Source organism: Pseudomonas sp. P1_F1_2 (assembly GCF_056405815.1).
This window is the reverse complement of sequence record NZ_JBFUBK010000066.1, coordinates 20,069-33,272: the sequence shown is the minus strand read 5'-3', so window position 1 is coordinate 33,272 and position 13,204 is coordinate 20,069. Positions and strand designations below refer to the sequence as shown.

The following is a 13,204-nucleotide window of genomic DNA, read 5'->3' as shown; positions in this document are numbered from 1 at the left end:
TTGTAATTGTGGGAGCGGGCTTGCCCGCGATTAGGCCTGAACTGACACCTTGTAACCATCAGGCAAAAAAAACCCGCATGTCTCCATGCGGGCTTTTTCATTCAGCGCCTGATCAGGCCGCCGGTTCCAGCTCTTCGCTGGCAACCGCAGTGGTAGTCACCACCGCTTGCCCGCTCAACGCCAGGTCCAGCAACTCACGGTTGGCCACCGCATACATGGCGTAGTCCGTGCCGCTGGCGGCACGAATTTCAACCAGCATGGCGCGCCAGCGTTCGATCATGCCTTCGTGCGCTTCCATCCACAGCGCCAGGCGTGTTTCCACGTCCTGAGTGCCGTCGCCCTGTTGCAGGACGGAGATGGTGATCGCACGTTGCTGCCAGTCGACGTCGTCGCGGAACGCTTCACGGGCCAGGGCTTGCCAGTTGTTTTCAACCGGCAGAGCGCTGATCTGTTGCAGGTACCAGGTGATGTCCAGCGCGCTGCCGACGGCGAAGTAAGCCTTCGCCACGTCTGCTGCGTTCTGACCGGTCACATCCGACGCTTCGATGATCGGCAACAGGGTGTACAGGTGAGTGGTGCCTGCAACCATGCGCGCCAACAACTCCGGAACGCCAGCGGCGACGTACGCCTGATAGCGGGTCTGCCAGCCTTCGCGGGTCGGGCCTTCCAGCAGTTCGTCGAGCTTGAGGCCCAGCGCTGCGAGATGTGGACCGAAGTGCGCGACGTCACGAGCGGCATTCTGCTCGTTGCGACGGCTGCGCAGGAACCAGCGCGTGGCGCGACGGCCCAGACGCATCAGCTCGTCCATCAGCTCCAGTTGAACGTCGGCCGACACCTGGTAGTCCAGGGCTTCGATCTGACGGAACCAGTGCGGGAGGTGGAAAATGTCACGCACGATCACGTAGGCGCCGGCCACGTTCGCCGGGCTCATGCCGGTCGACTCTTTGAGTCGTTGAACGAAGGTGATGCCCATGTGGTTGACCAGGTCGTTGGCGATCTGGGTGCTGACGATTTCGCGCTTCAGACGGTGACGGCGCATGGCTTCGGAGAACYTGCTCACCAGCGTCGGCGGGAAAGCGGTTTCCATGTCGCGGGTCAGGTAGTCGTCATCCGGCACCAGGGAGCCCAGCAGCTGCTCCTTGAGGTCGATCTTGCTGTACGAAATCAGCACCGACAGCTCGGCACGGGTCAGGCCATGGCCTGCCGCAACGCGCTCGTTGATGGCCTCTTCAGTCGGCAGGAACTCGATGGCGCGATCCAGCTTGCCGCGACCTTCCAGATCGTTCATCAGACGCTTGTATTCAGCGATCCGCGGCAAGGCACGACGCGCCGCCAGGGACAGAGCCTGAGTCTGCTTGTAGTTGTTGCCCAACACCAGGCCACCGACTTCGTCGGTCATGCTCGCCAGCAACAGGTTACGTTGCTTATCGGTCATGTCGCCGGCTTGAACCACTTCGTTCAGCAGGATCTTGATGTTCACTTCGTGGTCGGAGCAATCCACGCCACCGGCGTTGTCGATGAAGTCGGTGTTGGAACCGCCGCCATTGAGGCCGAACTCGACACGACCCAGTTGGGTCATGCCCAGGTTACCGCCCTCGCCCACAACTTTGCAGCGCAGTTCGTTGCCGTTCACGCGCAGTGCATCGTTGGCCTTGTCGCCGACATCGGCGTGGCTTTCGCTGCTGGCCTTGACGTACGTACCGATGCCGCCGTTCCACAACAGGTCTACCGGGGCCTTGAGCAAGGCATTGAGCAGTTCGGTCGGGGTCAGCTTGTCGGCCTGAATGTCGAAACGCTCTTGCATCTGCGGGGAGATCGCGATGCTCTTCGCGCTACGGGAGAAGATCCCGCCGCCTTCGGACATGATGCTGGTGTCGTAATCCGACCAGGCCGAACGCGGCAGGTCGAACAGGCGCTGACGCTCGGCGAAGCTGCTGGCAGGCTCCGGGTTCGGGTCGATGAAGATGTGCAAGTGGTTGAATGCGGCCACCAGTTGCAGGGTCTCGGACATCAACAGGCCGTTACCGAATACGTCACCGGCCATGTCGCCGACACCGACCACGGTGATGCTGTCTTTCTGAACATTGATGCCGCGTTCGCGGAAGTGACGTTGCACGCCAACCCACGCGCCCTTGGCGGTGATGCCCATTTTCTTGTGGTCGTAACCGGCCGAGCCGCCCGAGGCGAATGCATCGCCGAGCCAGAAGCCGTAGTCGATGGCAATACCGTTGGCGATGTCGGAGAAGGTCGCAGTGCCCTTGTCCGCAGCGACTACCAGGTACGGGTCATCGTCGTCATGACGCACGACGTTGGCCGGCGGAACCAGCGCGCCGTCCTTCAGATTGTCGGTGATGTCCAACAGACCCGAAATGAAGATGCGGTAGCAGGCGATACCCTCGGCCGCGATCTCGTCACGGCTGCCGCCCAGTGGCAGGCGACGCGGCAGGAAGCCGCCCTTCGCGCCGACCGGCACGATGACCGAGTTCTTCACTTGCTGGGCTTTTACCAGGCCCAGGACTTCGGTGCGGAAGTCTTCTTCACGGTCAGACCAGCGCAGACCACCACGAGCGACGTTGCCGAAGCGCAGGTGCACGCCTTCGACGCGAGGCGAGTAAACGAAGATTTCGAACTTCGGTACTGGCTTTGGCAGCTCTGGAATCTGGTGCGGATTGAACTTGAAGCTGAAGTACGACTTGTTATGGCCGTTGGCGTCAGTCTGGTAGAAGTTGGTGCGCAGAGTGGCTTTGACCAGGTCCAGGTAACGACGCAGGATGCGGTCTTCGTTCAGCACCTGGACGTCGTCCAGTGCGCTCAGAATCGCGTGTTCCAGACGTTGTTGCTTGTCTTCCAGATCATCACCGGACAGCTTGCGTGCCAGGTAGAAACGGGTTTTGAACAACCGGGTCAACTCGCGAGCGATGTCGGTGTGGTTGTTCAGGGTGCTGGCGATGTAGCCCAGGTCGAAGCCCAGACGGATCTGCTTCATGTAGCGAGCGTAAGCACGCAGCAGCGCCACATCGCGCCACGGCAGGCCGGCGGTCAGTACCAGACGGTTGAACGCATCGTTCTCGGCATCGCCACGCACGATGTGGACGAACGCGTCCTGCAAGGTGTCGTTGAGTTGCTGGATGTCGAGTTCCAGGCCTTCGGCAGCGGTGAACGCGAAGTCGTGAATCCAGAACTCGCGACCGTTGGTGTGACGCAGGCGATACGGGAATTCACCCAGCACGCGCAGGCCGAGGTTTTCCAGGATCGGCAGCACGTCGGACAGCGCCAGTGGCGTATCGGCGTGATACAGCTTGCAATGCAGCATGCGCTGGCCGGAGACCTGACCCAGCGGCTGATAGAAGCTCATGACCAGTGGATTTTTTTCGCTCAGGCTCAGCAGGTGTTGCATGTCGACCACAGCCGAGTGAGCGGCAAACCGCTCGCGATAACCGGCCGGGAAGCCTTTCGGGAAGTCGGCCAGCACGTTGGTGCCGTGGGCTTCGCCGAAGCTTTCGATGGTCAGGGCCGAGTAATCGTCCTGCCAGCTGCGGCAGGCTTGCACCACTTCTTTTTCCAGCAACAGCGGATCGATGTCGATGCGGTTTTTCGGGTCGACACGCAGGATCAGCTGTACACGAGCCAGCACGGATTCGGAGAAGAACGTCCAGAATTCGCAGTCCGAGGCTTTCAGGCGATCCATCAGCACTTGCTGGATCTTCTGGCGCACTTCGGTGGAATAGATGTCGCGTGGCACGTAAGCCAGGCAGTAGCAGAAACGGCCGTACGGGTCTTTGCGCAGGAACACGCGAATCTTGTTGCGTTCCTGGATCTGCACGATCGACATCACGGTGCTGAACAGTTCGTCGACCGGGGTCTGGAACAGGTCATCGCGCGGCAGTACTTCGACCACCTGCGCCAATTCCTTGCCCAGGTGGGCCTTGGCCTGGAAGCCGGAACGGCGTTCGATTTCCTCGACCTTGCGACGGATGTACGGAATGACCCGCACGCTCTCGCCATACACCGAGGAGGTGTACAGGCCCATGAAACGGCATTCCTTGATGACATTGCCGTCAGCGTCGATTTCGCGGATCGACACGTAATCCGGGTAAGCCGGACGGTGTACACGGCTTGGGTGCGCGGCCTTGGCGAAGGACAGCAGGGTCGGTTCGCGCAGGTAGTTCACGGCGTAGTCTTCGATGCGCAGGTCATCGTAGGTCAGGCCGGTACGCAGCAGTTTGGTCAAGCCCAGGAAGGAGTCCTGGTCGTAGACGATGTGGCCGCCGTCGGCTTCATCGCGCACCACGAACTCTTCGTAGCCCAGGAACGTGAAGTGGTTGCCCACCAGCCATTCCAGGAAGCTTTTGATTTCGCCTTTTTCTTCCGGGTCGACAGCGAACTGGCTGTTGTCCAGGCCGGTCAGGATTTCCTGGACCTTGGCTTTCATCGGCTCGAAATCGGCGACCGCGACGCGGACTTCACCTAGCACCTGCTCCAGCTCTTTGCTCAGGACATTGAGCTCGGCGGTGTTGGCGCAACGGTCGATTTCCAGGTACATCAGCGATTCTTGAAGAATGCCTTCGCCCTGGGTGCCTTTGGGCAGGATTTCCAGCAATTCGCCCTTGCTGCCGCGACGCACGCTCAGCACAGTGGTTTGCAGGGTATGAATGCTGTAGCCGCGACGGTTCAGCTCGGTACGCACCGAGTCCACCAGGAATGGCAGGTCGTGGTGCAGCACTTCGACCGCGGTGTGGGTCGACTGCCAGCCGTGGCGCTCGTAGTCAGGGTTGTAGACGCGCACTTGCGGTTGAGCGTGATCGAAGCGCTCAAGCAGGCGCCACGCAGAAAGGGTGCAGCCGGCGAGGTCGGACAACCGACGCTGGGTCAGCTCGTCCAGGGAAATGATGCCAAAGAATTGTTCGGCGAACAGCGCCACTTGTGGCAGTGCCTGTTCACTGATGTGCTGTGCCAGTGCCGCTTGCAGTTGGTGCTGGAAGTCGGCTTTGCTGGCTGCGGTGAAGAACGCCATCTGTGGTACTCCGCTTGGGCTTGTTATTGATGGAAGCGTCGCGTGCAAAACCCCTTTCGGGGTGGTCCGTCACCCGGTTCCTGATTCTCGGGCAGAGGAAACAGGGCGACAGGTGGGTGAAGCTGGACGAGACACTCAGGTCACATTCACCTTCCATGAATGGGCATCTGCAAAAACGACTGGACTGCATGCAGCGCAATGTCTTTACAGGTGCTCATCCGTTGCGCAGCTTAACGAGTGCGGCAAGGCCCGTGCTTGCGGTGCTGCGACATATTCGGTCATCGGTACGCAGCTAATGGCCCACGCCTCGAACAACACTAGCAGCCGTGGCCGAAAACGGGCGTTTTATCCCCGGTTTTACGGCACTCGCGTACCAGAAATGACCAGCAACACTTCAAGTGTCCACGCCCCTCCTCTGACACTCGACCGAGCAGAAATTCCCTTCCACTGGCACAATTGCGCTTTGTTCGTCTTCACCATGCTCGCCGAGCCAGGAATTGCCCATGCAAATGACCACCGACCTCTTGATTGTGAACCCTTGCGATGACGAGGAAGACAACATGGCCATGCTCGCCTGCCACAGCACTCAGGGCGATATGTTCCTGATGACCCGCTACCCGGATGAAGACGAACTGGAAATTACTCTCGATGGCGAGCCTTCGACGCTGGACGGGGTCAAAGTCACTCTGAGCCCTACCCGCCTGCTGATCGAAATCGCGGCGGCGGATGCGGATGCGCTGAATGGGGATGACTCGCTGGAAATCATTCACAACACCGATGCCAGTGATCTGGCTGAAGTAGAAGAAACACTACGTAACATTCTTGACGGGACTGGTACTTATATAAGCGAGCTTTGATAGCGCCTGAGCGGGCCTCATCGCGGGCAAGCCCGGCTCCCACAGGTTCGGAGGTGTTGCAAGCATCGCAAGCGCACCGCCGATACTTGTGGGCGCCGGGCTTGCCCGCGATAGCGTCCGAAAGAACGCCACCAGCCTGCGAGCCTGAAAACTTCCAACCCTTCGCCAATCATTTCCCGCACTTTGCACAAAATGCCGTTAGTCGCCGCCCCCCGCGATGGATTAAAGTAACGCCCCCAGCCCTGGCGTTATTCGAACGTCTTCGGTCACCCTTTCCAGGAACAGTCATCGATGGAACATCGTGAAGCGCTGCTCGCGCTGCGAACCTTTCTTTCAACGCAGATTCTCGGCCAGGAAAAACTCATCGAGCGCTTGCTCATCGCTTTGCTTGCCGACGGCCACATGCTGGTCGAGGGCGCCCCGGGCCTGGCCAAGACCAAGGCCATCAAAGAGCTTGCCGAAGGTATCGAAGCCCAGTTCCACCGCATCCAGTTCACCCCTGACTTGTTGCCTGCCGACATTACCGGCACGGAAATCTATCGCCCGGAAACCGGCAGCTTTGTGTTTCAGCAAGGCCCGATCTTCCACAACCTGGTACTGGCGGACGAAATCAACCGCGCCCCGGCCAAGGTTCAATCGGCGCTGCTCGAAGCCATGGCCGAACGTCAGGTCAGTGTCGGGCGCAGCACGTATGAGCTCTCGCCGCTGTTTCTGGTGATGGCGACGCAAAACCCGATTGAGCAGGAAGGCACCTACCCGCTGCCCGAAGCCCAGCTCGACCGCTTCCTGATGCACGTAAAAATCGGTTTCCCGGACGCAACGGTGGAACGCAAGATCCTGCAGCAGGCCCGTGGTGAAGCCCTGAACGGCGAAACCAAACCGGAGCGCCGGGTCAGCCAGCAGGCGATCTTCGCCGCGCGCAAGGAAATCCTCGGTTTGTACATGGCCGACGCCGTGGAGGAATACCTGGTGCAACTGGTCATGGCCACGCGCAACCCTGGCAAGTTCGACCCGGAGATGGCCGACTGGATCGCCTACGGCGCCAGCCCTCGTGGATCTATCGCGCTGGACCGTTGCGCACGGGCTCACGCGTGGCTGGCCGGGCGCGACTTCGTCAGCCCTGAAGACATCCAGGCCGTGCTGTTTGACGTGTTGCGCCATCGCATCATCCTGTCCTTTGAAGCCGAAGCTGCTGGCATCGACCAGGACCGGGTGGTCCAGCGGATTCTCGACGTCGTAGCTGTCGCTTGACCCCGATGAACGCCCTTGCGCCGCCCGAGCCGGGCATCCGCGTCAGCCTCGCCGAGCTGATCGAGATGCGCCATCGCGTGCGTGAAGTGCAGTTGTTTTCCACGCCGAGCCAACGCAGCCCGCTGATCGGCCTGCACCACTCCAAGTTTCGTGGACGCGGTGTGGATTTCGACCAGGTGCGGGTTTATCAGGCCGGCGACGATGTGCGCACCATTGACTGGCGCGTGACGGCACGCACCCAGGAGCCCCACACCAAGCTGTTCCATGAAGAACGCGAACGGCCGATTTTTATCATGGTCGAGCAAAGCTGCCGGCTGTTCTTCAGCTCGGGCCTGATGTTCAAATCGGTCCTTGCCGCCCAGGCCGCCAGCCTGATCGGGTGGGCCGCACTGGGCCATAACGACCGGGTGGGCGGACTGGTGTTCGGCGACAACGAGCACTACGAAATCAAACCCCGGCGCAGCAAACAAAGCCTGCTGCAATTGCTCAACCGGCTGGTGCGGGTCAATCAATCGCTGCACGCCGAAACCGAGCAGAACCGTGATTCTTTGAACATGGCACTGCGTCGGGCGCGGGAAGTGTTGCGCCCCGGCAGTCTGGTTATCGTCATCTGCGACGAGCGCGCCCTGACCGAAGGCTCGGAACAACAACTGAGCCTGCTGTCGCGCCATTGCGACCTGTTGCTCCTGCCTTTGTCCGATCCACTGGACCATGCCCTGCCTGCCGCAGGCTTGCTGCGTTTTGCCGAACGTGGCGCGCAACTGGAGCTCGACACGCTCAATTACGACCTGCGCCAGACCTATCGCGCACAAGCCGAAGCGCGCATCGCTCGCTGGGAACTGCTTGCACAAAAACTGCGCGTCTTGTTGATGCCCTTAAGCACCCAGACCGAGATGGTCGAGCAACTGCGCGAATACCTGAACCCACAAAAACCGGGGAAAGGTCGATGAGCAGTCTCGATCAACTGCAACCGCTGATTACCCCGCCACCCATCGAGTTCTGGCCACCCGCGCCGGGCTGGTGGTTATTACTTTTATTGCTGCCACTGATCGGCGTTGGCCTGTGGCGGTTGCGACACGTGTTTGCGCGCAAACAGCCCGTCGTTCGCGCCGAACAGCCACTGGACCCGGTGCGTGTCGCTGCGCTGGCCGAACTGGCACTGATGCCCAAACCCTACGACGGTGCGCCGGCCGGTGCCTGGCTACAGCAACTCAATGGCTTGCTCAAGCGCCTGTGCCGCAACCATTACCCCTACAGCCAGAGCCACACCCTCAACGGGCGCAAATGGCTGGCGTTTCTCGACAACCGCTGCCCGGCTGCCGGCCTGACGCGCTGGATGGTCCTGGTCGAAGGTGCCTACAAACCCGAATGCAAACTCGACGACAAGGCCATCGCCGGCCTGACCCAAGCCGTCGACACCTGGATTCGCAAGCATGTTTGAGTTCGCCTGGCCGTGGATTTTTGCCTTGCTGCCCCTGCCTTGGCTGATGCGCGTGTTGCTGCCGGTCGCCGACAGCGGCGAGCCGGCACTTAAAGTCAGTTTCCTCAGCGACCTCGAAGGCCTCACTCGACGCCGCGCCCGGGCGAATCTGCCGGCCTGGCGTCAACAGGCACCGTTCATGCTGCTGTGGTTGTTGCTGCTGATCGCCGCCGCGCGCCCGCAATGGCTCGGCGAACCGCTGCCGATTGCGGCCAGTGGCCGCGACTTGCTGGTGGCGGTGGACGTGTCCGGCTCGATGGATTTCCCCGACATGCAGTGGCAGGAGGAAGACGTCAGCCGTTTGAGCCTCGTGCAACATTTACTCGGTGATTTCCTGGAAAGCCGCGATGGCGATCGGGTCGGACTGATTCTGTTTGGCAGCCAGGCCTACCTGCAAGCCCCGCTGACCTTCGACCGGCACACCGTGCGGGTCTGGCTCGACGAAGCGCGCATCGGCATCGCTGGCAAGAACACCGCCATCGGCGACGCCATTGGCCTGGCCCTTAAACGCCTGCGCACACGTCCGGCACAGAGCCGTGTGCTGATTCTGGTCACCGACGGCGCCAACAACGGAGGCGAAATCGACCCGTTGACCGCAGCGCGGCTGGCGGCAAACGAAGGGGTAAAAATCTACCCGATCGGCATTGGTGCCAACCCGGAAGAAAGCGGCACGCTGGGCTTTCTGGGCATCAACCCGAGCCTGGACCTCGACGAACCGGCCCTGCAAGCCATCGCCCAAGCCACCGGCGGCCAATACTTCCGTGCCCATGACGGCAACGAACTGCAAGCCATCAAGGACACCCTGGACAAACTCGAACCGGTGACGCAACAACCCACCCAGGCCCGTCCGGCGCAGGCGTTGTATCACTGGCCGCTGACGATGGCGTTGCTGTTGAGCATGCTGTTGGTGGTGCGCGAACGCTGGCCGGATAACCCGTTTCTACGCTTGTTTACCAAGGATCTGTTCTTGCACTCGCCACTGCCTGACTGGCGTCAGCGTCTCAAACGCCTGCGCTCGCGGAGACGCCGATGAGCGCGCTCTGGCCTTTCTGGTTCCGCCCATGGTGGCTGTTGCTGTTGCCGATACTGGGCTGGTTGCTGTGGCAACTCTGGCACCGGCAAAAACGTGCCGGGCGCTGGCAGATGATTCTGCCGCCGGCCTTCCATGCCGCCCTGCTCAGTGGCGGCAACGGACGCGACAGCAAACTGCCATGGGTGGTCCTCGGACTGGCCTGGATGTTGACCGTACTGGCACTGCTGGGGCCGAGCTGGCAACGGGTCGAACAAGCCAGTCAGAAACCTGCCGACCCGCTGGTGGTGGTGCTTGAACTGACCCCGGAAATGCTCGCCACCGACGTGGCGCCGAACCGGCTTGAACAGGCACGACGCAAGCTGCTCGACCTGCTGCAAGTGCGCAGCGACGCCCAGACCGCCATCGTCGTCTACGCCGGCAGCGCCCACACGTTGGTGCCGTTGTCGGATGACCTGTCGACCAGCCGCAACCTGCTGGACGCGCTGAAACCTTCACTGATGCCCGAAGCCGGCCATCGCGCCGATCTCGCGGTGAACAAGGCCCTTGCCCTGCTGAGCCAGGGCGCCTTGGGCGACGGGCGGATTTTGCTGATCGGCTCGACCCTGACCGAACAGGAACGCCAAGGTATTCGTCAGGCACTGGCGGGGCACTCGACGCAGTTTTTGATGCTGGGCATTGGCACCGCCGAAGGTGCACCAGTCGCTCAGGAGGACGGCAGCTTCCTCAAGGACAGTGACGGCGCGATTCTGGTGCCACGCCTGGACACCCCCAACCTGAAAGCCTTTGCCAGCGATCTCGGCGGAGAGTATCGCCAGGCGCGTCTGGATGATTCAGACCTGCGCGCACTGGGCCTGCTCGATGGCCCGCGTGCGCTGCGCAACGACGGGCAAACGCTGCGACTGGACACTTGGGCCGACCAGGGTTACTGGCTGTTGCTACCACTGTTGCTGTTGGCGGCCTGTGCCGGACGGCGCGGCTGGCTGTTCTGCCTGCCATTGCTGTTGATGCTGCCGCAACCGAGTTATGCCTTCGACTTCCAGGACTTGTGGTTGCGCCCGGATCAACGGGGTCTGCACCTGCTCAACCAAGACCACCCGGCCAGGGCGGCACAGTATTTTCAGGACCCGCAGTGGCAAGGTGTGGCGCTGTATGAAGCCGGCGACTACAGTGGCGCCGCCCAGCGGTTCGCCCAAGGCAATGATGCCCATGCCCACTACAATCGTGGCAACGCCCTGGCCAAAAGCGGTGAGCTGGAAGCCGCGCTGGATGCCTACGAACAGGCGCTGGAACTTCAACCGGATTTGCGTCCGGCCTTGACCAACAAGGCGTTGGTGGAAAGTCTGCTGAAGCAGAAAAACACCCCAGCGCCCGTGGAGCCGGAAACCAGCGACGACAGCGAGGCGCAAAACGCCGAGCAGGAGCAGCCAGGCGCCGCCACGCAACCGACGAGCAATGGTGAACCGCAAACTGACGCACAACCGGCCACCGCGGAGACCGAACAACAGACCACCACGCCGCCGAAACCCGGCGGCAATGAAGTCCCGGGCAGCGAGTTGGCCGACGAGCAAAGCACCAAACCGCCACCGCGCCCGACCAGCGACACGCTCCAGGGCGAGCAGCTTCAGGCGCTGGAGCAATGGTTACGCAAGATCCCGGATGATCCGGGTGAATTGCTCAGGCGCAAATTCTGGTACGAACAGCAACAACATCAGGATCAGGGAAAAACTCGATGACCCGCTTCACCCTCTTCATGCTTGCCTTGTTGTGCTGCACCTTTCAGGCCCAGGCGTCGGGGCTCGTCGCCAGTGTCGATCGCAGTCGCCTGAACTCCGGCGAGACGGTCGAACTGACCCTGGAATCCAGCGACGTGACACAGTTCGGCAAGCCGGACCTGACCCCGCTCGAACCCCTGTTCGAAGTACGCGACACCCGCCAGGTCAACCAGTTGAACACCCTCAGTGGCGACAACCGCGCGACCACGCGCTGGATTATCACGTTGCTGCCCAAGGAAAACGGCAGCGTGACGATTCCACCCTTGCAACTGGGCGAGGTGCAGAGCCAGCCCATTACGGTGCAAGTGGTCGAGAGCGAAAACCAGGACACCGCGAGCAAACTGGCGCCGGTGTTTATCGATGTCAGCCTCGACCAGACCAGTGTGTACGTACAGGCGCAGGCGATCCTGACCTTGCGCATCTACCATTCGGTGTCGCTGTACGACGACAGCAGCCTGACCCCGTTGCAGGTGCCCGACGCGCGTATCGAACAACTGGGCGAGTCACGCACCTATGAAAAAGTCATCAACGGGCTGCGCCATGGCGTGATCGAAATGCGCTACGCGATCTACCCGCAACACAGCGGCGAACTGACCATTCCAACGCAGATATTCAGCGCCACGCTGGTCGACACTCAACCCGCTCAGGACGCCGCTGCACAGGGGCCGAAAACCGGGAAACTGATGCGTGTCAGCTCCACGCAAACGTTACTGACGGTCAAGGCCAAACCCATCACTTACCCCGCGGACCTGCCCTGGTTGCCGGCCCGCAGCGTGAGCCTGGGCGAAAGCTGGAACCCGCAACCGGACCATGCACAGGTGGGCGATTCGTTCACCCGCAGCCTGACCTTGAAGGTAGAAGGCCAGGCCAGCTCGCAATTGCCGCCCTTGCCCGCCACTGATGTCAGCGGCTTGCGGCGTTATCCCGATCAACCGATGCTGAGCAACGAGAACAGTGAGCGCGGCCTGATCGGCATTCGCGAAGACCGTGAAGCCCTGGTTCCGGCCCGCAGCGGCGCAATCGAGCTGCCGACGGTGGACGTGGTCTGGTGGAACACCTTCGAAGATCATCTGGAACACAGCAGCCTGCCGGCGCGCACCCTGCAAGTCGCCAACAACCCAAGCATGCTGGTCGACGCGCCGGCCGGGACGCCTCAAGTCAGCTCCGCTGCCGACAACGAAACCCTGTGGCGCTGGAAACTCAGCACGCTGATCCTGGCCTTCACCACCCTGCTCGGCTTCGGCCTCTGGTGGCGTGCCCGCTGGCAACCGGCGATCCTGCGCGCCACACAAACCGGCCCGAGCCCGCGCACCGTCCTCGACGAACTCAAGCGCGCCTGCCAGGCCAACGACTCACACGCCACCCGCCAGGCGCTCGACGCCTGGGCCCGGCAACAACCGGAAACCCTGGCCGACATGGCCGCCCGTTTCGTGCCGCTGTCCGATGCCCTCGACGGCCTGAACGGCGCGCTCTACAGCGAAACCGGCCAATACTGGCAAGGCGAAGAACTGTGGCGCGCGATCAAGGCCATCCCGATTGCCGAACGGGTTCACGACCCGGTGGGCGATAGTGGGTTGCCGCCGCTTTACCCCAAATAATCACCCTCTGTAGCAGCGGCCGAGCCCGCGAGGCTGCGTCCGGCTGCGCAGCAGTCGCAATGTCTGCATACGCGGTTTGCCAGACAATCCGCGTTGCAGGATTTACGACTGCTGCGCACTCGGACGCCGGCTTCGCCAGCTGCTACAGGGTTTTCGTGTTGCTGGCCACATCGGCTGTGTTTGCCAGTAAACTCCCTCC

General features: G+C 61.6%; 8 protein-coding genes. 7 read left to right on the top strand and 1 reads right to left on the bottom strand.

Going from position 1 to position 13,204, the window contains the following annotated elements; genetic code table 11:
- Nucleotides 1-112: 112 nt before the first annotated feature.
- Complete coding sequence (locus AC1D2P_RS19400) at nucleotides 113-5,014, bottom strand: NAD-glutamate dehydrogenase (protein ID WP_477811548.1); 4,902 nt, start codon at nucleotides 5,012-5,014, stop codon at nucleotides 113-115.
- A 503-nt stretch (nucleotides 5,015-5,517) separates the two neighbouring features.
- Between AC1D2P_RS19400 and AC1D2P_RS19395 the strand changes: the two genes are divergently transcribed.
- The 7 genes from AC1D2P_RS19395 (at nucleotide 5,518) to AC1D2P_RS19365 (ending at nucleotide 13,005) form a co-directional block, all read left to right on the top strand.
- On the top strand, nucleotides 5,518-5,871 hold the full coding sequence (locus AC1D2P_RS19395; protein ID WP_109786523.1) for a hypothetical protein: 354 nt from the start codon (nucleotides 5,518-5,520) through the stop codon (nucleotides 5,869-5,871).
- Between the two features lie 291 nt (nucleotides 5,872-6,162).
- On the top strand, nucleotides 6,163-7,122 hold the full coding sequence (locus AC1D2P_RS19390; protein WP_046032153.1) for an AAA family ATPase: 960 nt from the start codon (nucleotides 6,163-6,165) through the stop codon (nucleotides 7,120-7,122).
- A gap of 5 nt (nucleotides 7,123-7,127) precedes the next feature.
- A complete protein-coding gene (locus tag AC1D2P_RS19385; RefSeq protein ID WP_046032152.1) occupies nucleotides 7,128-8,072 on the top strand; it encodes a DUF58 domain-containing protein in 945 nt (314 codons plus the stop codon).
- On the top strand, nucleotides 8,069-8,563 hold the full coding sequence (locus AC1D2P_RS19380; protein ID WP_460163958.1) for a DUF4381 domain-containing protein: 495 nt from the start codon (nucleotides 8,069-8,071) through the stop codon (nucleotides 8,561-8,563). The genes AC1D2P_RS19385 and AC1D2P_RS19380 overlap by 4 nt, the downstream gene beginning before the upstream one ends.
- Nucleotides 8,556-9,635: a vWA domain-containing protein gene (locus AC1D2P_RS19375; RefSeq protein WP_477758303.1), complete on the top strand. Its 1,080-nt coding sequence runs from the start codon at nucleotides 8,556-8,558 to the stop codon at nucleotides 9,633-9,635. The genes AC1D2P_RS19380 and AC1D2P_RS19375 overlap by 8 nt, the downstream gene beginning before the upstream one ends.
- Nucleotides 9,632-11,368, top strand: coding sequence for a tetratricopeptide repeat protein (locus AC1D2P_RS19370; protein WP_046032149.1), 1,737 nt, complete (start codon nucleotides 9,632-9,634; stop codon nucleotides 11,366-11,368). Before AC1D2P_RS19375 ends, AC1D2P_RS19370 begins: the two co-directional genes overlap by 4 nt.
- Nucleotides 11,365-13,005 carry a BatD family protein gene (locus AC1D2P_RS19365; RefSeq protein ID WP_477758302.1) on the top strand — a complete coding sequence of 547 codons (1,641 nt, stop codon included), beginning with the start codon at nucleotides 11,365-11,367 and terminating at the stop codon, nucleotides 13,003-13,005. The genes AC1D2P_RS19370 and AC1D2P_RS19365 overlap by 4 nt, the downstream gene beginning before the upstream one ends.
- Nucleotides 13,006-13,204: the final 199 nt, after the last annotated feature.

Bases quoted from the DNA above. Each gene is read 5' to 3' on its own strand.
- AC1D2P_RS19395 (WP_109786523.1), top strand. From the start codon at position 5,518: ATGCAAATGACCACCGACCTCTTGATTGTGAACCCTTGCGATGACGAG.
- AC1D2P_RS19390 (WP_046032153.1), top strand. From the start codon at position 6,163: ATGGAACATCGTGAAGCGCTGCTCGCGCTGCGAACCTTTCTTTCAACG.
- AC1D2P_RS19385 (WP_046032152.1), top strand. From the start codon at position 7,128: ATGAACGCCCTTGCGCCGCCCGAGCCGGGCATCCGCGTCAGCCTCGCC.
- AC1D2P_RS19380 (WP_460163958.1), top strand. From the start codon at position 8,069: ATGAGCAGTCTCGATCAACTGCAACCGCTGATTACCCCGCCACCCATC.
- AC1D2P_RS19375 (WP_477758303.1), top strand. From the start codon at position 8,556: ATGTTTGAGTTCGCCTGGCCGTGGATTTTTGCCTTGCTGCCCCTGCCT.
- AC1D2P_RS19370 (WP_046032149.1), top strand. From the start codon at position 9,632: ATGAGCGCGCTCTGGCCTTTCTGGTTCCGCCCATGGTGGCTGTTGCTG.
- AC1D2P_RS19365 (WP_477758302.1), top strand. From the start codon at position 11,365: ATGACCCGCTTCACCCTCTTCATGCTTGCCTTGTTGTGCTGCACCTTT.